The sequence below is a fragment of the Burkholderia diffusa genome (genome assembly GCF_902499115.1).
GTDB lineage: Bacteria > Pseudomonadota > Gammaproteobacteria > Burkholderiales > Burkholderiaceae > Burkholderia > Burkholderia diffusa.
This window is the reverse complement of record NZ_CABVPN010000028.1, coordinates 68,500-86,061: the sequence shown is the minus strand read 5'-3', so window position 1 is coordinate 86,061 and position 17,562 is coordinate 68,500. Positions and strand designations below refer to the sequence as shown.

Sequence of the window (17,562 nt, the reverse complement as noted above, 5' to 3'; positions counted from 1 at the left end):
ATGCATTCGATACAACTCGCCCTATGGATGGTCGCGACGCTCGTACTCGTCGCGCTCGTATTCGACTTCATGAACGGCTTCCACGACGCGGCGAACTCGATCGCCACCGTCGTGTCGACCGGGGTGCTGAAACCCCAGCAAGCCGTGGTGTTCGCAGCCGCGTTCAACGTCATCGCGTATTTCATCTTCCACCTGAAAGTTGCGCAGACGGTCGGTAAAGGCACGATCGACCCCGAGATCGTCGACCACTATGTCGTGTTCGGTGCGCTGGTCGGTGCGATCGGCTGGAACGTGATCACGTGGTATTACGGGATTCCGTCGAGCTCGTCGCACGCGCTGATCGGCGGCCTCGTCGGCTCGGCGCTCGCGAAGTCGGGCTGGAGCTCGCTGAACATCGACGGCCTGATGAAGACCGTCGCGTTCATCTTCATCTCGCCGCTGCTCGGCTTCATCCTCGGTTCGCTGTTCATGCTCGGCGTGTCGTGGCTGTATTTCCGTACCGCACCCAGCAAGGTCGACCGGCGCTTCCGCCGGCTCCAGCTGCTGTCGGCCGGTCTGTACAGCCTGGGCCACGGCGGCAACGACGCGCAGAAGACGATCGGCATCATCTGGATGCTGCTGATCGCGTCGGGCTATGCGTCGGCGACCTCCGATGCACCGCCCGCGTGGGTGATCGGCGCGTGCTACCTGTCGATGGGCCTCGGCACGCTGTTCGGCGGCTGGCGAATCGTCCGTACGATGGGCCAGAAGATCACGAAGCTCAAGCCGGTCGGCGGTTTCTGTGCCGAAAGCGGCGGGGCGATCACGCTGTTCATCGCGTCGTTCCTCGGCATTCCGGTGTCGACCACGCACACGATTACCGGTGCGATTGTCGGCGTCGGCGCGACGCAGAAGCTGTCGGCCGTGCGTTGGGGCGTTGCCGGCAACATCGTGTGGGCCTGGGTGCTGACGATTCCGGCGTCTGCGCTGATCGCCGCGGGCGGATGGTGGATCGGGCATCAGATCTTCTGATTCCGACGCTGCCGGACGACGCGACATGCGCCGCAAACCGAAAGGTTGCGGCGCATTTTCTTTGGTGGTCGGGAAAGGGGCGGGACTGGCGGGGTTGCCGCCGGGATGGGACGGGTCAGTAACTGCCGTTCGCGAAGCGGGCGATCGGATCGTCCGCGGTGCCGGTGCGCGGGCCGCGCGGCGCGGATTGCGTCGAAGCACGCAGCACCTGCACGGGCTCGATGTCGCGCGGCGACGGCGCGGCGGCCGCAGGCGGCGGCTCCGTATCGAACGCGGCAGCCTGGGCGGCCGTCAGTGCCGTCGTCGGAATCTGCGTGCCGGTCTCCGTCGGGACTGCGTTCGCCGTCATCGCTGTCATGTCGCCATTCGCGGATGCCGCCTGCTGCCGGGCTGCCGGCATGCGCGGCGGCGGCGGTTCGTAAGGATCGACGGACGGCGCGGCTGCCGGGGAGACCGCTGCGGTCGATACGACCGGTGCCGCCAGCATGACCGGAGCCGGCGACGGTGTTGCGCCGGCTTGTGACGAAGCGTAGGTCGGCTGCCGCGGCGCGGCGGCTGCGACGACCGGGGCCGGTGCGGCCGTCGGCGCATCGCGCCGTGCCTCGTAGGTCGGCGCATCGAACGGTGCTGGCGTACCGCGCGGCGGCGCGACACGGCGAATGCCGTCGAAGCGCTTGGCCCAGTATGGGTTCGTCAGGTAGTCGAGCCGCACGGTGCCGCCGGTCGACGGCGCGTTGACAAAGCGCAGCTTGCCGACGTAGATGCCGACGTGCGAATGCGGGCGACCGGTCGTATTGAAGAAGATCAGGTCGCCCGGCGCGACCTGGTCGGGGTCGATCGACACGCCGCGGCTGCTCATGTCGGCGGTCGTGCGCGGCAGGTTCACGTCGGCAGCGCGGCCGATCACGTAGCGCACGAGCCCGCTGCAGTCGAAGCCGCTCGTCGGCGTGTTGCCGCCCCAGCGGTACGGCACGCCGACGAGGCTCATCGCCTGGATCGAGATCTCTTCCTGGCCGACGCTGTGATCGACGAATTTCGGGAAATTGGCAGGCGCCGGGAACGCGCGCGGCGTCGTGATCCTCATGCCCGAGGCGCGCGAAGCCGACTGCTGCGGCACGCTGGAGCAGGCCGCGAGCAGTGAAGCGACGGCGACGGGAACCCAGATTCGAAGCATGACATGGCGGACGAGCGCAGGGCGCTCGCCAATCGTATGACAACAGACAGACCCGATGGTAGACGTTCCGGCGGGGCTTAGGCAACCATTCCTGAGAATTTACTTGAAGTTTCGCGCGTAAGTGAGGCCGTTGCGTAACGAATCATGACCGACGTTTCCGACCCCAAAAATAAAAACGGCGCTCCGGAAACGGAGCGCCGCATGGCGTCGACGGCCGGCGGGCAGCCGGTCGCGCGTTACAGGATGTCCGACGCGTAGTCGGCGAGCCGCGAGCGTTCGCCGCGCGCGAGCGTCACGTGGCCGCTGTGCCCCCAACCCTTGAAGCGGTCGACGACGTAGGTCAGGCCCGAGCTGCCTTCGGTCAGGTAAGGCGTGTCGATCTGTGCGATGTTGCCGAGGCACACGATCTTCGTGCCGGGGCCCGCGCGTGTGACGAGCGTCTTCATCTGTTTCGGCGTGAGGTTCTGCGCTTCGTCGATGATCAGATACTTGTCGACGAACGTGCGGCCGCGCATGAAGTTCATGCTCTTCACCTTCAAGCGCGAACGGATCAGTTCCTGCGTCGCCGCGCGGCCCCATTCGCCGGCTGCGTCGTCGGTCTTCTGCAGCACTTCGAGGTTGTCGTCGAATGCGCCCATCCACGGCTGCATCTTCTCTTCCTCGGTGCCGGGCAGGAAACCGATGTCCTCGCCGACGGGCACGGTCGCGCGCGTCACGATGATCTCGTTGTAGCGCTTGTCGTCGAGCACCTGCGCGAGGCCGGCCGCGAGCGCGACGAGCGTCTTGCCGGTGCCGGCCTGGCCGAGCAGCGTGACGAAGTCGATCTCGGGGTTCATCAGCAGGTTCAGTGCGAAGTTCTGCTCGCGATTGCGCGCGGTGATGCCCCACACGTTGTTCTTGTGGTGGCTGTAGTCGCGCAGCGTCTGCAGCAGCGCCGTCTTCCCGTTCAGCTCACGGACGATCGCATGGAACGTCGGTTCGCCGTTCTGCGGTTCGAGATAGACGAACTCGTTGACGAGCATCGACGCGACGAGCGGGCCCGTCACGCGGTAGTACGTGGTGCCCGTCTTCGTGTCCTGCCAACTCTCCATGCCCTTCGCATGCCTGGTCCAGAAATCCTGCGGCAGCTCACGCACGCCGTTGTACAGGAGATCCGAGTCCTCGAGCACCTGGTCGTTGAAGTAGTCTTCCGCGGGCAGGCCGAGCGCATGCGCCTTGATCCGCATGTTGATGTCTTTCGACACCAGCACGACCTGGCGGTCCGGCCGGTCGCGCTGCAGCGCGCGCACGACGCCGAGGATCTGGTTGTCGGCCTTGCCTGCCGGCAGGCCTTCGACGGGCGGAATGTTGGTGAGCGTCGTCTGGAAGTACAGGCGGCCGAGCGCCTCGCGGCTGCCGAGGCGCGACAGCGGAATGCCGTTCGTGATCGGGCCCGCGTCGGCGACCAGTGCGTCGAGCGTGCGGCTCACCTGGCGTGCGTTGCGCGCGACTTCCGACATCCCCTTCTTGTGGTTGTCGAGTTCCTCGAGCGTCATCATCGGCAGATAGACGTCGTGTTCCTCGAAGCGGAAGAGGCTGCTCGGATCGTGCATCAGCACGTTGGTGTCGAGCACGAACAGCTTCTGCAGTTCGGCTTCGGCGGCCTTGCGGTTGCGCGACTTCGTCGCCGCGCCGGCATCGCGTGCGGGCGCCGCGGCCGGTTTCGCGGCGGCGGGCTTGTCGTGGCGTGCCTCGACCGGCGCGGCGGGTGCTGCTTCGACCGGCGCCTGGATCGGCTGCAGCAGCGCCGCGGTCTGTTTGGTCCTGCGGCCGCGTGCAGGTGTGCTCGCGGATTCTTGCGCCGACGACGCGACGGCGCGCAGCGGCGCGGCCGTGTTCGCGGCTTCGGTCATCGGTTGGGCCACGCTGGCCGGGCCATAGTCACCGGCAGTGGATGCGTCCCCTTCGGCGGATTTCTTCGCGGCTTTCGCGGGTCGCGCTTTCGCCTTGTATTCGTCGGGCGGCAGCAGGCTGCCGAGCTTGCTGGGGGGGGTAGGCAAAGGCATGGTGTCCCTCGGGAGGAATCGTGTCGCATGAAGTGCGCCGCTGATCGCATCCTGCGTGACGTACACGCATGCAGTTTGCGCGCGGTGGCGCACAGGAATTTCGTCTAGCCGGTTCGCCTAAGTGTCGATCAGCTCCTTGACGGGGTGAGGGCCGGACCGAGGGCCGGCGCGCAGTCCATAAAAAAAGCCGCTGCCCCGTCGACAGGGACATGCGGCTCGGCTGATACCGTCGTAATGCGCGTCAGGTGCCGGGAAGCATCGCATCGGGCACCGGTGCAGCTACGAGAAATATGGGGCGAACTGGCATTCATTGCGGCCCAATATAACGCGGCTCAAAGCGCTTGTACAGCCCTTAGCACGTCGTCCACGTGACCGGGCACCTTGATGCCGCGCCATGCCTGGCGAAGCACGCCGTCGGCGTCGATCAGGAACGTCGAACGCTCGATTCCGCGCACTTCCTTGCCATACATTTTCTTCATCTTGATGACATCGAACAGCGTGCACAGCGCTTCGTCGGCATCGGAGATCAACGGGAACGGCAGTTCGAGCTTTGCCTTGAAGTTGTCATGAGAGCGCAGGCTGTCGCGCGACACGCCGATGACTTCGGCGCCCGCCTTCTTGAACTTCGGATAGAGATCGCGGAACTGCAGGCCTTCGGTCGTGCAGCCCGGCGTGTTGTCTTTCGGATAGAAATACAGGACGAGCTTCTTGCCCTTCAGGTCGGACAGCGAAATGTCGCCGCCCGTAGCCGGTGCGGTGAAATCGGGAACTTGGCGGTCAACTTCGACGGACACGTGTTTCTCCTGTTGTTATGGAAAGGCGCCGCTCGGGCGGCGTGGTACGGCGGGACGTCGCGGCGGCACGCCGCGAGGGCAGGGCCGGCGGCGCCGGCGCGCGCGAACTCAGTCGGGCTGGACGATCAGTTCGCCGGAGCGGCCGGGAATCTCGCCCCACGTGACAGGGTACGATGGCAGCGAGTCGCGGTCCAGCGTCGCGTGGTAGTCGCCCATCGTCGCAAACGTATGGCCCTGTGCGCGCCACCCCGCGAGCAACTGCTCGAACACCGGCGCGAGCTTCTGGCCTTCCAGTTCCGCATGCAGCGTGAACACCTGGTCGTGCGGATTGGTCTCCGTGAACTTCAGGATATGCGCGGCGACGTTGTGCGTGTCGATGCCGTCGATGCCGAGCACTTCGTCGAGCGTCGGCAGCGTGGTCGGCATCTGCACGTGCGACAGCGTGCGGCCGCCGACGACGGGAAGGTACGGCGAATGGCCGCGACCGTCGGATGCGTAGCGCATCCCCCATGCGTCGATCTGCTCGAACGCCGCGTCGTTCATCTGCCAGCCGGCCGCGCCGTGCGTGACGGGCGGCGCGCCGAAGACGTCGACGAAGCGCGCGTGGCTCTTCTGCATTTCACGCGCGGTCCAGTCGCGATCGCGCACGCGCACGTTGTCTTGCCAGTACACGTGATCCCACGTGTGGATCCCGCATTCGAAGCCGGCCTCGTGGATCGCGCGCATGTCCGCGATCGCGCGGCGGCCGATGTCGGGGCCCGGCAGCAGCACGCCATACATCAGCTGCTTCACGCCGTAATGCTCGACCACCGACGTGCGCGACACCTTCTTCAGGAAGCCGGGGCGGAACACGCGCCGCAGCGCCCAGCCCGTGTGATCGGGCCCGAGGCTGAAGAGGAAGGTCGCGCGCGCACTGAAGCGGTCGAAGATGCGCGCGAGGTTCGGCACGCCTTCGCGCGTGCCGCGCAGCGTGTCGACGTCGATCTTGAGGACGATACGAGCCAAGCGAGCGTCCCGTCAGTTCTGCTGCTCGACCAGCGCGCGCGCGTCGGCGACATGGCCGCGATACGCTTCGAAGATCTTGCGCAGCGCATCGTCGAACGTCGATTGCGGCGCCCATGCGAGCTCCTGCATCGTGTTGTCGATCTTCGGCACGCGGTTCTGCACGTCCTGGTAGCCGTTGCCGTAATAGGCGCCCGACGTCGTTTCGACGAGCTGCACCTGCTTCGCGGAGCCGGCGTATTCCGGGTACTCGGCGGCCAGTTCGAGCATCTTGTGCGCGAGCTCGCGAACCGAGAAGTTATTCTCCGGATTGCCGATGTTGTAGATCTTGCCCGACGCGATGCCGTTCTTGTTCTCGATGATCTTCATCAGCGCGCTGATGCCGTCGTCGATATCGGTGAACGCGCGCTTCTGCGAGCCGCCGTCCACGAGGCTGATGTTCTCGCCGCGCACGATGTGGCCGAGGAACTGCGTGACGACGCGCGAGCTGCCTTCCTTCGGCGTGTAGATCGAGTCGAGGCCCGGGCCGATCCAGTTGAACGGACGGAACAGCGTGAAGTTCAGGCCTTCCATTCCATAGCCCCAGATCACGCGGTCCATCAGCTGCTTCGAGCAGGCGTAGATCCAGCGCGGCTTGTTGATCGGGCCGTAGGTGAGCGCCGATGCATCCGGGTCGAACTGCTCGTCCGAGCACATGCCGTAGACCTCGGAGGTCGACGGGAACACGAGGTGCTTGCCGTACTTGACGGCCGAACGCACGATCGGCAGGTTCGCCTCGAAGTCGAGCTCGAACACGCGCAGCGGCTGCTGGACGTAGGTCGCGGGCGTCGCGATCGCCACGAGCGGCAGGATCACGTCGCACTTCTTCACGTGATACTCGACCCACTCCTTGTTGATCGTGATGTCGCCTTCGAAGAAGTGCATCCGCTCGTGGTTGACGAGGTCGCCCAGCCGATCGGTCTGCATGTCCATGCCGAACACTTCCCAATCGGTGGTTTCAAGAATGCGCTTCGACAGGTGATGGCCGATGAAGCCGTTCACACCCAGGATCAGGACTTTTTTTGCTTTCATGAATGACGGGAAGAATGAATGAACTGCGCGAATTCCGCGGGCGTCACGACGGTTTCGCTGCCGTCGCGCTGCTGCCACAGCTCGAGAATGGATAGGGCGCGGCTGTCGCCGCAGACGCCGAATAGCGCATTATCGCTTACGTGCAGGCCGGGCGGCAAATCCGCCGCGGCCGCGGCGACCGCGCTGCCGGGCGCCGCGAGGCGCGCGCGGGCGATCACGAACCGCGTGCCGCCGACGTCGGTGAACGCGCCCGGATACGGGGGCGCGACCGCGCGAACCAGGTTGTAGACCTGCGCGGCCGGCTTCGACCAGTCGACGCGGCCGTCCTCCGGCTTGCGTCCGCCGAAGTAGCTGCCGTTCGCGAGATCGTTCGGCAGATGTGGCGCATCGCCCGCGAGCAGCGCGGGCAGCACGCGCCAGAGCGTCTGCTCGGCGGCCACCGTGACCTTGTCGAATACCTGCGTGGCCGTGTCGTCCGGCAGGATCGGCACCGCGGTCTGGCCGATGATCGCGCCGGCGTCGGGCTTCGCGGCCATCTCGTGCAGCGTCGCACCGGTTTCCGTTTCACCGTTCAGCACGGCCCAGTTCGTCGGTACCCGACCCCGGTATTTCGGCAGCAGCGAACCGTGCATGTTGTACGCGCCGCGTGGCGCGATCGCGAGCAGATCCACCGGCAGCATGTGGCGGTAGTAGAACGAGAAGATGAAGTCCGGCTGCGCGTCGGCTACCGCGCGGCGCAGTGCCGGATCGGCGGGGTCGGCCGGCGTGACGACCGGGATCCCGTGCTCGGCGGCGACGGATGCGACGCTGCCGAACCAGATGTTCTCGTTCGGGTTGTCCTCGTGCGTGACGACGAGCGCGACGTCGACGCCGCGCGCGAGCAGCACCTGCAGGCACCGCACGCCGACGTTGTGATAGGCGAAGACGACGGCGCGCGGCTTCATTGCGACACCCCCGTGCGGTTCGTGCCGACCGGCACCGCCGGCATGCCGTCATGCTGTTCGAGCACGGCCTGGATCAGGTAGCGCGGCCGTGCACGCACTTGCTGGTAGATGCGGCCGACGTATTCGCCGAGCAGGCCGAGCGCGAAGATGATCACGCCGAGCAGGAAGAACGTGATCGCGAACAGCGTGAACACGCCTTGCACTTCCGCGCCGACGATGAAACGGCGCACGAGCAGCAGCACGAACAGCGCGGCGGAGCCGAGCGACAGGATCACGCCGATGAACGACAGCCACTGCAGCGGCACGACCGAGAAGCCCGTCACGAGGTCGAAGTTCAGCCGGATCAGGCTGTACAGCGAGTATTTCGACTCGCCCGCGAAGCGTTCTTCGTGCGCGACCTCGATTTCGGTCGGGTTCTGCGCGAAGGTATAGGCCAGCGCGGGGATGAACGTGTTGACTTCGCCGCACACGTTGATCGTGTCGATGATGCGGCGGCTGTACGCGCGCAGCATGCAGCCCTGGTCGGTCATCTTGATCCGCGTGATGCGCTCGCGCAGCCGGTTCATCATCTGCGATGCCTTGCGTCGCCACAGGCTGTCCTGACGCTGCTTGCGGATCGAACCGACGTAGTCGTAGCCCTCGTGCATCTTCGCGATGAGCTTGCCGATTTCCTCGGGCGGGTTCTGCAGGTCGGCGTCGAGCGTGATGACGATATCGCCGCGCGACTGCGCGAAGCCGGCGAGGATCGCCATGTGCTGGCCGTAGTTGCCGTTGAGCAGCACGACGCGCGTCGTGTCGGGGCGCACGTGGAACTGGTCCGCCAGCATCGCGGCCGAGCGGTCGCGGCTGCCGTCGTTGATCAGGATCACTTCGTACGACGTGCCGAGTGCGTCGAGTGCCGGGTACAGGCGCGCGAACAGCGCGGCCAGGCCGTCTTCCTCGTTGTACACGGGGATGATGACCGATACCTCCGGGTTCGCGGCGCCCGGATGCCCGGCGCGTGCTTCAAGGTGATTCATGTACGCTTATTTTCCGTATTGTTCGCAAATCTGGTTGACGGCGTCGGCCACGCGACGCACGTCGTCTTCCGTCATCTGCGTGAAGAGCGGCAGCGTGACGGTCGATGCGCCGTATCGTTCGGCGTGGGGGAACATGCCCTCCTTGAAGCCGCGTGCACGATACAGCGTGAAAAGATGGATGGCCGGGTAGTGGACGCCCGTGCCGATCCCGCGTTCCTTCATCTGCGCCATGAAATCGGCGCGCGAGATCGACAGCCGGTCGAGCGGCAGCGTGACCTGGAACATGTGCCAGTTGCTGTTCTCGAAATCGGCGACGGGCAGGCCGAGCCCGAGCTTCACGGCCGGGCCGCCGTCGAGCGCGGCGAAGTACGCGCGCACGAGAGCGCGGCGCTGCGCGGTGAAGCGCTCGAGGTGCGGCAGCTGGCCGAGGCCGACGCGCGCGGCGACGTCGGTCAGGTTGTACTTGCCGCCGAGCACGTCGCAGTCCATCCCGTCGAAGCCGGTGCGCGTGATGCCTTGCAGCCGGTACTTCTGCGCGAGCGTCGCCTCGTCCTCGTTGTTCAGCACGAGCGCACCGCCTTCGATCGTCGTCAGGTTCTTGTTCGCGTGGAAGCTGAACGACACGATGTCGCCGATCGCGCCGATGCGCTTGCCTTTCCAGGTCGAGCCGAGCGCCTGCGCGGCGTCCTCGATCACGCGCAGGTTGTGCGCGCGCGCGATTGCGTACAGGCGGTCCATGTCGACCGGCAGGCCGGCCAGGTAGACCGGGATGATCGCTTTCGTGCGCGGCGTGATCGCCTGCTCGAGCTTGTCGAGGTCGATGTTGCGCGTGACGGGGTCGATGTCGGCGAATACGGGCGTCGCGCCCGTCTCGAGGATCACGTTGCTGGTCGACACCCACGACGCCGGCGTCGTGATCACCTCGTCGCCGGGGCCGACCCCCGCGATGCGCAGGCCGATCTCGAGCGTGCAGGTGCCCGAATTGAACGCGCGGACCGGACGGCCACCGCAGTACTCGGACAGCGCTGCCTCGAATTTCTGGCTTTGCGGGCCGGTGGTGATCCAGCCCGAGCGCAGCACTTCGACGACGCCCTGGATGGTTTCCTCGTCGATCTCGGGGCGGGTGAACGGCAGGAACGGAGCGGTAGTCTGGCTCATGAACGCTTGTGGCCTGTAATGGCTGGTAATAAAGGGGTCGGGCGATCCGGCCCGAAACCGGCATTAAACACCGGTTGCCGGATTCGTACCGTGATTTTTTGTAGGCGGACGCTTAATGCCGCCGGGCCGGGCGCGCTCAACTGCGCGCGAGCACGAGCACGCCGATCAGGATGATGCCGATGCCGACGAGCCGCTGGACCGACAGCACCTCGCCGAACAGGTACCAGGCGGCAAATGCGTTGACCACGTAGCCGAGCGACAACATCGGGTACGCGATCGATACGTCGACTCGCGACAGCCCGAGAATCCAGACGACCACGCTCAGCACGTAGCAGCCGAGGCCGCCGATGATCGGCAGCTGGGTCGCGATCTTCAGGCCGACCGGGATGATGTTCGCACGGCTGAATTCGAAGTGTCCAACGGCGTTGACGCCGGCTTTCAGCAGGAGTTGCGCACAGGCGTTGAGCATCACGCCGGTGATGATGCAGACGAACGAAACGGGATTCATGCGGCGGGCGTCCTTACGATTGCGGTTTCTCGACGATCACGCGGCGGTTGTCGCGCGCGATCACGCGCATCGCCACGCCTTGCTTGACCAGCGTGTCGTACTGGCCGGGCGGCATGATCGCGAGCGCATGGGTGTCCTGCTTCCAGCGTTCGATCCATTGGTCGACGGTCGGGATCCATTTGTTCGGCTCGACCGAGATCCCGAATGCGAGTTCGTCCTGGCGCTGGACCATGATCGTCGTGTGGCCCATATAGAACGGGAACGTGTGATCGAGCATCTCGATCGAATAGAACGGTGTGTCGGGCGGCAGCTTCGCCAGTTCGGCGCGCACGGCGGGCGCGAGCAGGGCGCCCGAGCTGTAGCGGCCGAATTCATCGTGACCGGTGCCGCCGATCGTGCCGAACGCGAGCCACGCGGCGCCGAACGCGGTGATCGCGGCCGCGACACTCACGTGACGGTTCAGCCATGCGGCCGCGAGCGTCAGCGCACCCGCGACCGCGAGGCCCGCGTACAGCCATAGCTGGAACGCGCGGTACAGCGCGTTCGGCGTGCGGGCGTCGCCCTGATACGCGAGGAAGATGATCCCGAACGCCGCGACGACTAAGAATACGAGGTAGCCGAGCAGGTGACGGCGGAACCGGTCGGCGCTCATCAGCGGCAGGTACGCGCCGATCATCAGCGCGAGCGCTGGCGCGACCGGCAGCACGTAAGAGATCAGCTTGGAATGCGATGCGCTGAAGAACAGGAAGATGAACGCGCTCCAGATCAGCAGCACGAGCATCGGAGAGAAACCGTTCGGCTGGCGCGGCATGCGCAGTGCATGGCGGATGCTCTGCCATGCGACGGACAGCCACGGCAGGAAGCCGACCAGCAGCACCGGCACGAAATAGTAGAGCGGGCCCGGGCGGTTCTGTTCCGGGGTCAGATACCGGCGGAACTGCTGGACGATGAAGAAGAAGTTGAAGAACTCGGGGTTGCGCTGCTGGACGAGCACGAACCACGGCGTGACGATCGCGAAGAAGATCACGAGGCCGCTGACCAGGTACAGCCGCTTCCACAGCGCCCAGTCGCGGGCGATCAGCGTATAGAGCACCAGCACGGCGCCGGGCAGGATCAGGCCGACGAGGCCCTTGGACAGCACGGCGAACGCCATCGCGCCCCAGCACGCCCACATCCAGCCGCGCGCCGCGCCCGCCTGCAGCCCGGGCCGCTGCGCGAGCAGCAGCGAGCAGAGCGACAGCGTCATCCAGAACGCGAGCCCCATGTCGAGCGCGTTGAAGTGGCCCATCAGGTTCCAGTACGGCGAGCACGCGAGCACGACGGCCGCGAGGAAGCCGGACAGCGGGTTGAACAGGCGCGCGCCCGTGAAGCCGACCAGCAGCACGCCGGCGAAGCTGGCGAGGCCCGTGTAGAGGCGCGCCTGCCATTCGCCAATGCCGAACCACGCGAACGTCAGCGCGTTCAGCCAGGTCTGCAGCGGCGGCTTCTCGAAGTACTTGTAGCCGTTGTAGCGCGGTGTGATCCAGTCGCCGGTGACGAACATTTCCCGCGCCATTTCGGCGTAGCGGCCTTCGTCGCTCGGGATCAGGTGGCGCAGCCCGAGCGGCGCGAACCAGACGATCGCGAGTGCGACGAGCAGGAGGACGAGCGTGATGCGATTGAGCGGTAGCCTCGGCGGCGTATCGTTCATGGATTTTCAGCCTGTTGGTTGTTGTAAGAGCCGCCGGCGGGTTGCGCCGGGGGCGGTCGGCGTGCCGGTCATCGACCGGGAGGACGATCCGGGGATCGACCCGGTGTGCCGGCCCGAGTTTTACCGCAACGGTGATTAACGTTCAATTAAGAGCGCGGCGGCGACCTTGCGGCCCTCGGCCATCAGGATGTTGTAGGTACGGCAGGCAGCCTGGAAATCCATCGTCTCGACGCCGATGCGCTTGGCCGTGAGCATGGCCACGAGGCGCGGGTGTGGGAAGCGCAGCCGCGCGCCGCTGCCGAAGATCACGAGTTCGGGTGCCGGGTCGAGCAGCATCGCGAAATGCTCGGGCGCGAGCGCGTCGAACGACGACACGGGCCAGTCCCGCACCGGTGCGCCGGGCAGCACGATGACGCTTCCTTCGTGGTGTTGGAGGTTGACGTCGACATAATCGGGGCCGTAGCCGGTGACGGTGTTGAGCGCGCCGCTCGCGTCCTGGTGCAGTTTCAAATCGGTATTCCGCGGTTCCGTGGAGGGATTGTCTGGCAAGGGCCGCACGGGCCCGGGCGGCCGGTTTCGCGACCGCCGCGCGCGGGACGCCTGAAGGCGCGGGCCCGGAGCGGCCATGGTGCATTGCGAAAGTCGGCCAAAATCCGCTAAATTATAACTTTTTGGTTGCCCCCGGGCGCCAGTTGCATCGTGCGTCGCCACAAGCCGCGTCCGACCGCCCGCATTTTCCCCAGTCTAGACAGCGCGCACAGACCGGCCGCTCTCCAGTTTTGATCCCGTCCCCCGGCCGCAAGGCCAACCCAGGAACCGTGTCGTCGTGAAACCGATTCAGAAGTCGAACAAGCTGCTCAACGTCTGCTACGACATCCGTGGCCCGGTGCTCGAGCATGCGAAGCGCCTCGAGGAAGAAGGCCACCGCATCATCAAGCTGAACATTGGCAACCTCGCGCCGTTCGGTTTCGACGCGCCGGACGAAATCATCCAGGACATGATCCGCAACCTGCCGGCGTCGTCCGGCTATTCGGATTCGAAGGGCGTGTTCTCGGCCCGCAAGGCCGTGATGCACTACACGCAGCAAAAGGGCGTCGTCGGTGTCGGCCTCGACGACATCTACATCGGCAACGGCGCGTCCGAGCTGATCGTGATGGCGACCCAGGCGCTCCTGAACGACGGCGACGAAGTGCTGCTGCCGGCGCCCGACTACCCGCTGTGGACGGCCGCCGTGAGCCTGTCGGGCGGCACGCCCGTGCATTACGTGTGCGACGAGCAGAACGCGTGGATGCCCGACCTCGACGACATCCGCCGCAAGATCACGCCGAACACCAAGGCGATCGTCGTGATCAACCCGAACAACCCGACCGGCGCGCTTTATTCCGACGAATTGCTGCGCGATCTGCTCGAGATCGCGCGCCAGCACGGGCTGATCGTGTTTGCCGACGAGGTCTACGACAAGATCGTCTACGACGGGCTCGAGCACACGGCGCTGGGCTCGCTGTCGGAAGACGTGATCACCGTCACGTTCAACAGCCTGTCGAAGAGCTATCGCTCGTGCGGCTACCGCGCGGGCTGGATGGCCGTGTCGGGCCTCGGCGGCGACAACCGCCGGCGCGCGAAGGATTACCTCGAAGGGCTCGGGATCCTGTCGTCGATGCGCCTGTGCGCGAACGTGCCCGGGCAGTTCGCGATCCAGACCGCGCTCGGCGGCTACCAGAGCATCAACGAGCTGATCGTGCCGAGCGGGCGCCTGTACAAGCAGCGCGAGCTGGCGTATGACATGCTCACGTCGATTCCGGGCGTGACCTGCGTGAAGCCGCAGGCCGCGCTGTACATGTTCCCGCGCCTCGATCCGAAGCTCTATCCGATCCAGAACGACCAGCAGTTCATCCTCGACCTGTTGCTCGAGGAACGCGTGCTGCTCGTGCAGGGTACGGGCTTCAACTGGGCGGCGCCGGATCACTTCCGCGTGGTCTTCCTGCCGAACCTCGACGACCTGACCGATTCGATCAACCGGATCGCGCGCTTCCTCGACGGCTACCGCAAGCGCCATTCGGTCTGAGCGGACATCGTCCCCGGCATTCATTCACTCTTACTCATCGATCACACGCAGCATGGAACCGATCAAAGTTGGCCTGTTGGGCTTCGGCACCGTCGGCAGCGGCACCTTCACGGTGCTGCACCGCAACCAGGAAGAAATCAAGCGACGCGCGGGGCGCGGCATCGAGGTCGCGCGCATCGCGGTGCGCAACCCGGCCAAGGCGCAGGCCGCGCTCGGCGGTAACGCCGGCGCCGCGCAGATCACCGACGATTTCAACGCGGTCGTCGACGATCCGTCGATTTCGATCATCGCCGAGATGATCGGCGGCACGGGCATCGCGCGCGAGCTCGTGCTGCGCGCGATCGCGAACGGCAAGCACGTCGTGACGGCGAACAAGGCGCTGCTCGCGGTGCACGGCACCGAGATCTTCGAGGCCGCGCGCGAAAAGGGCGTGATGGTCGCGTTCGAGGCGGCCGTCGCCGGCGGCATCCCGATCATCAAGGCGCTGCGAGAAGGCCTGACCGCGAACCGCATCCAGTACATCGCGGGCATCATCAACGGCACGACGAACTACATCCTGTCGGAAATGCGCGACCGCGGCCTCGACTTCGCGACCGCGCTGAAGGCCGCACAGGAACTCGGCTACGCGGAAGCCGATCCGACATTCGACATCGAAGGCGTCGACGCCGCGCACAAGGCGACGATCATGAGCGCGATCGCGTTCGGCGTGCCGGTCCAGTTCGACCGCGCGTACGTCGAAGGGATCAGCAAGCTCGACGCGACCGACATCCGCTACGCGGAAGAGCTCGGCTACCGGATCAAGCTCCTCGGCATCACGCGCCGCGCCGAAAACGGCATCGAGCTGCGCGTGCATCCGACGCTGATTCCCGAGAAGCGCCTGCTCGCGAACGTCGAGGGCGCGATGAACGCGGTCGTCGTGCACGGCGACGCGGTCGGCACGACGCTGTACTACGGCAAGGGCGCGGGCGCTGAGCCGACCGCTTCGGCGGTCGTCGCGGATCTCGTCGACGTCACGCGCCTGCACACGGCTGACCCCGAGCATCGCGTGCCGCACCTCGCGTTCCAGCCGGACAGCCTGTCGAACACGCCGATCCTGCCGATCGAGGAAGTCACGAGCGGCTACTACCTGCGCCTGCGGGTGGCCGACCAGACGGGCGTGCTCGCCAACATCACGCGCATCCTCGCCGAATCGGGCATCTCGATCGACGCGCTGCTGCAGAAGGAATCGGAGCAGGTCGACGGCGCGAACGGCGAGACCGACATCATCCTGATCACGCACGAGACGCTCGAGAAGCACGTGAACGCGGCGATCGCGCAGATCGAAGGCCTCGCGACGGTGGTCTCGAAGGTGACGAAGCTGCGCATGGAAGCGCTGAACTGAGGACCAGGAACGACATGAACTACATCTCCACGCGCGGCGCCGGCATCGGCGAGCGCCACACGTTCTCCGACATCCTGCTCGGCGGTCTCGCGAAGGACGGCGGGCTGTACCTGCCGGCCGAGTACCCGAAGGTGTCGGCCGACGAACTGGCGCGCTGGCGCACGCTGCCGTACGCGGATCTCGCGTTCGAGATCCTGTCGAAGTTCTGCGACGACGTGCCGGCCGACGACCTGCGCGCGATCACGCGCCGCACGTATACGGCCGCCGTGTACAGCAACACGCGCCACGGCGAGAACGCGTCCGACATCACGCCGCTGAAGACGCTCGGCACCGAGAACGGCGCGCCGATCTCGCTGCTCGAACTGTCGAACGGCCCGACGCTCGCGTTCAAGGACATGGCGATGCAGCTGCTCGGCAACCTGTTCGAGTACACGCTCGCGAAGCACGGCGAAGCGCTGAACATCCTCGGCGCGACGTCCGGCGACACGGGCAGCGCGGCCGAATACGCGATGCGCGGCAAGGCCGGCGTGCGCGTGTTCATGCTGTCGCCGCACAAGAAGATGAGTGCGTTCCAGACCGCCCAGATGTTCAGCCTGCAGGATCCGAACATCTTCAACCTCGCGGTCGAAGGCGTGTTCGACGACTGCCAGGACATCGTGAAGGCCGTGTCGAACGATCACACGTTCAAGGCGCGGCATAAGATCGGCACGGTCAACTCGATTAACTGGGCGCGCGTCGTCGCGCAGGTCGTGTACTACTTCAAGGGCTATTTCGCGGCGACGACGTCCAACGACGAGCGCGTGTCGTTCACGGTGCCGTCGGGCAACTTCGGCAACGTCTGCGCGGGTCACATCGCGCGGATGATGGGCCTGCCGATCGCCAAGCTCGTGGTCGCGACCAACGAGAACGACGTGCTCGACGAGTTCTTCCGCACCGGCGCATATCGCGTGCGCAGCGCGGAAAACACGTACCACACGAGCAGCCCGAGCATGGATATCTCGAAGGCGTCGAACTTCGAACGCTTCGTGTTCGACCTGCTCGGCCGCGATCCGGCACGCGTGATGCAGTTGTTCCGCGACGTCGAGGAGAAGGGCGGTTTCGATCTCGCGGCGAGCGGCGATTTCGCGCGCGTGGCCGAGTTCGGCTTCGTGTCGGGTCGCAGCAGCCACGCGGACCGCATCGCGACGATCCGTGACGTGTTCTCGCGCTACGACACGATGATCGATACGCACACGGCCGACGGCGTGAAGGTCGCGCGCGAGCACCTCGACGCGGGCGTGCCGATGGTCGTGCTCGAGACGGCCCAGCCGATCAAGTTCGGCGAGACGATCCGCGAAGCGCTCGATCGCGAGGCCGAGCGGCCGGCGGCATTCGACGGGCTCGAGGCGCTGCCGCAGCGTTTCGAGGTCGTGAAGGCCGATGCGCAGCAGGTGAAGGACTTCATTGCCGCGCATACGGGCGCGTAACGTAGCACCGGGGTAGCCTCGGGCCGCGGGGTCGCAAGCCCGGCGGCGCAGGACGGCCGGAATGCCGATTCGTCACACGGATCGGGGTTCCGGCCGTTTCGCTTGGTGGCGGCCGCGCGCAGGGGCATTGTCAGATGGCGCGCGAATCAAGTGCCAGTGCCGCGCTTCGCGCCGATCACGGTTGTCGCATGTCCGGCATATCGCACGTGGGCGCGATGGCGTCGCTACAATGAC

At 65.9% G+C, this 17,562-nt stretch carries 16 protein-coding genes; 5 read left to right on the top strand and 11 right to left on the bottom strand.

All coding sequences use genetic code 11. The annotated features are described in order from the left end of the window. On the top strand, positions 1–1,011 hold the full coding sequence (locus BTE28158_RS25695) for an inorganic phosphate transporter (RefSeq protein WP_059604254.1): 1,011 nt from the start codon (positions 1–3) through the stop codon (positions 1,009–1,011). A 115-nt stretch (positions 1,012–1,126) separates the two neighbouring features. Here the strand turns inward: BTE28158_RS25695 and BTE28158_RS25690 are convergent, their stop codons facing one another. The 10 genes from BTE28158_RS25690 to BTE28158_RS25645 all read right to left on the bottom strand — a co-directional run bounded on the left by BTE28158_RS25690 (position 1,127) and on the right by BTE28158_RS25645 (position 12,416). Further along, positions 1,127–2,185, bottom strand: coding sequence for a C40 family peptidase (locus tag BTE28158_RS25690; protein ID WP_151049306.1), 1,059 nt, complete (start codon positions 2,183–2,185; stop codon positions 1,127–1,129). Between the two features lie 236 nt (positions 2,186–2,421). After that, entirely contained in the window at positions 2,422–4,230 is a 1,809-nt protein-coding gene (locus tag BTE28158_RS25685; RefSeq protein WP_059604261.1) for a PhoH family protein, read from the bottom strand. Between the two features lie 332 nt (positions 4,231–4,562). Continuing rightward, positions 4,563–5,024: a peroxiredoxin gene (locus BTE28158_RS25680; protein WP_059604264.1), complete on the bottom strand. Its 462-nt coding sequence runs from the start codon at positions 5,022–5,024 to the stop codon at positions 4,563–4,565. Positions 5,025–5,132: 108 nt separating this feature from the next. Beyond that, a complete protein-coding gene (locus BTE28158_RS25675) occupies positions 5,133–6,029 on the bottom strand; it encodes a polysaccharide deacetylase family protein (protein WP_059529808.1) in 897 nt (298 codons plus the stop codon). Positions 6,030–6,041: 12 nt separating this feature from the next. Further along, positions 6,042–7,097: a bifunctional UDP-4-keto-pentose/UDP-xylose synthase gene (locus BTE28158_RS25670; protein WP_059604266.1), complete on the bottom strand. Its 1,056-nt coding sequence runs from the start codon at positions 7,095–7,097 to the stop codon at positions 6,042–6,044. Then, positions 7,094–8,041 carry a formyltransferase gene (locus BTE28158_RS25665; protein WP_151049308.1) on the bottom strand — a complete coding sequence of 316 codons (948 nt, stop codon included), beginning with the start codon at positions 8,039–8,041 and terminating at the stop codon, positions 7,094–7,096. The genes BTE28158_RS25670 and BTE28158_RS25665 overlap by 4 nt, the downstream gene beginning before the upstream one ends. Further along, positions 8,038–9,060 (bottom strand): glycosyltransferase, encoded by a 1,023-nt coding sequence (locus BTE28158_RS25660; RefSeq protein WP_059604272.1) that lies wholly within the window; start codon positions 9,058–9,060, stop codon positions 8,038–8,040. Before BTE28158_RS25660 ends, BTE28158_RS25665 begins: the two co-directional genes overlap by 4 nt. A 6-nt stretch (positions 9,061–9,066) precedes the next feature. Further along, positions 9,067–10,218: a DegT/DnrJ/EryC1/StrS family aminotransferase gene (locus BTE28158_RS25655; RefSeq protein WP_059604275.1), complete on the bottom strand. Its 1,152-nt coding sequence runs from the start codon at positions 10,216–10,218 to the stop codon at positions 9,067–9,069. Between the two features lie 136 nt (positions 10,219–10,354). Next, a complete protein-coding gene (locus BTE28158_RS25650; RefSeq protein ID WP_014896865.1) occupies positions 10,355–10,726 on the bottom strand; it encodes an EamA family transporter in 372 nt (123 codons plus the stop codon). A 13-nt stretch (positions 10,727–10,739) separates the two neighbouring features. Next, positions 10,740–12,416 (bottom strand): glycosyltransferase family 39 protein, encoded by a 1,677-nt coding sequence (locus BTE28158_RS25645; RefSeq protein WP_151049310.1) that lies wholly within the window; start codon positions 12,414–12,416, stop codon positions 10,740–10,742. Here BTE28158_RS25645 and BTE28158_RS25640 point away from each other — a divergent pair. Then, positions 12,415–12,555, top strand: coding sequence for a hypothetical protein (locus BTE28158_RS25640; RefSeq protein WP_170296433.1), 141 nt, complete (start codon positions 12,415–12,417; stop codon positions 12,553–12,555). The genes BTE28158_RS25645 and BTE28158_RS25640 overlap by 2 nt on opposite strands. On the opposite strand, the gene BTE28158_RS25635 is transcribed toward BTE28158_RS25640, so the two are convergent. Next, on the bottom strand, positions 12,552–12,926 hold the full coding sequence (locus BTE28158_RS25635; RefSeq protein WP_151049321.1) for an Mth938-like domain-containing protein: 375 nt from the start codon (positions 12,924–12,926) through the stop codon (positions 12,552–12,554). The two genes, BTE28158_RS25640 and BTE28158_RS25635, sit on opposite strands and share 4 nt — an antisense overlap. 316 nt (positions 12,927–13,242) lie before the next feature. On the opposite strand from BTE28158_RS25635, the gene BTE28158_RS25630 reads away from it, so the two are divergent. From BTE28158_RS25630 to thrC, 3 genes are read left to right on the top strand one after another with little or no spacing between them, the layout of a single operon-like run. Further along, a complete protein-coding gene (locus BTE28158_RS25630) occupies positions 13,243–14,481 on the top strand; it encodes a pyridoxal phosphate-dependent aminotransferase (protein WP_059604283.1) in 1,239 nt (412 codons plus the stop codon). 52 nt (positions 14,482–14,533) lie between these two features. Beyond that, positions 14,534–15,862: a homoserine dehydrogenase gene (locus BTE28158_RS25625; protein ID WP_151049312.1), complete on the top strand. Its 1,329-nt coding sequence runs from the start codon at positions 14,534–14,536 to the stop codon at positions 15,860–15,862. Positions 15,863–15,876: 14 nt separating this feature from the next. Continuing rightward, positions 15,877–17,328 (top strand): threonine synthase, encoded by a 1,452-nt coding sequence (gene thrC / locus BTE28158_RS25620; RefSeq protein WP_059604289.1) that lies wholly within the window; start codon positions 15,877–15,879, stop codon positions 17,326–17,328. The last annotated feature ends 234 nt before the right edge of the window (positions 17,329–17,562 follow it).

Coding starts and splice junctions, on each gene's coding strand:
- BTE28158_RS25695 (WP_059604254.1), top strand. CDS start 1: ATGCATTCGATACAACTCGCCCTATGGATGGTCGCGACGCTCGTACTC.
- BTE28158_RS25690 (WP_151049306.1), bottom strand. CDS start 2,185: ATGCTTCGAATCTGGGTTCCCGTCGCCGTCGCTTCACTGCTCGCGGCC.
- BTE28158_RS25685 (WP_059604261.1), bottom strand. CDS start 4,230: ATGCCTTTGCCTACCCCCCCCAGCAAGCTCGGCAGCCTGCTGCCGCCC.
- BTE28158_RS25670 (WP_059604266.1), bottom strand. CDS start 7,097: ATGAAAGCAAAAAAAGTCCTGATCCTGGGTGTGAACGGCTTCATCGGC.
- BTE28158_RS25665 (WP_151049308.1), bottom strand. CDS start 8,041: ATGAAGCCGCGCGCCGTCGTCTTCGCCTATCACAACGTCGGCGTGCGG.
- BTE28158_RS25660 (WP_059604272.1), bottom strand. CDS start 9,060: ATGAATCACCTTGAAGCACGCGCCGGGCATCCGGGCGCCGCGAACCCG.
- BTE28158_RS25655 (WP_059604275.1), bottom strand. CDS start 10,218: ATGAGCCAGACTACCGCTCCGTTCCTGCCGTTCACCCGCCCCGAGATC.
- BTE28158_RS25650 (WP_014896865.1), bottom strand. CDS start 10,726: ATGAATCCCGTTTCGTTCGTCTGCATCATCACCGGCGTGATGCTCAAC.
- BTE28158_RS25640 (WP_170296433.1), top strand. CDS start 12,415: ATGGATTTTCAGCCTGTTGGTTGTTGTAAGAGCCGCCGGCGGGTTGCG.
- BTE28158_RS25645 (WP_151049310.1), bottom strand. CDS start 12,416: ATGAACGATACGCCGCCGAGGCTACCGCTCAATCGCATCACGCTCGTC.
- BTE28158_RS25625 (WP_151049312.1), top strand. CDS start 14,534: ATGGAACCGATCAAAGTTGGCCTGTTGGGCTTCGGCACCGTCGGCAGC.
- thrC (WP_059604289.1), top strand. CDS start 15,877: ATGAACTACATCTCCACGCGCGGCGCCGGCATCGGCGAGCGCCACACG.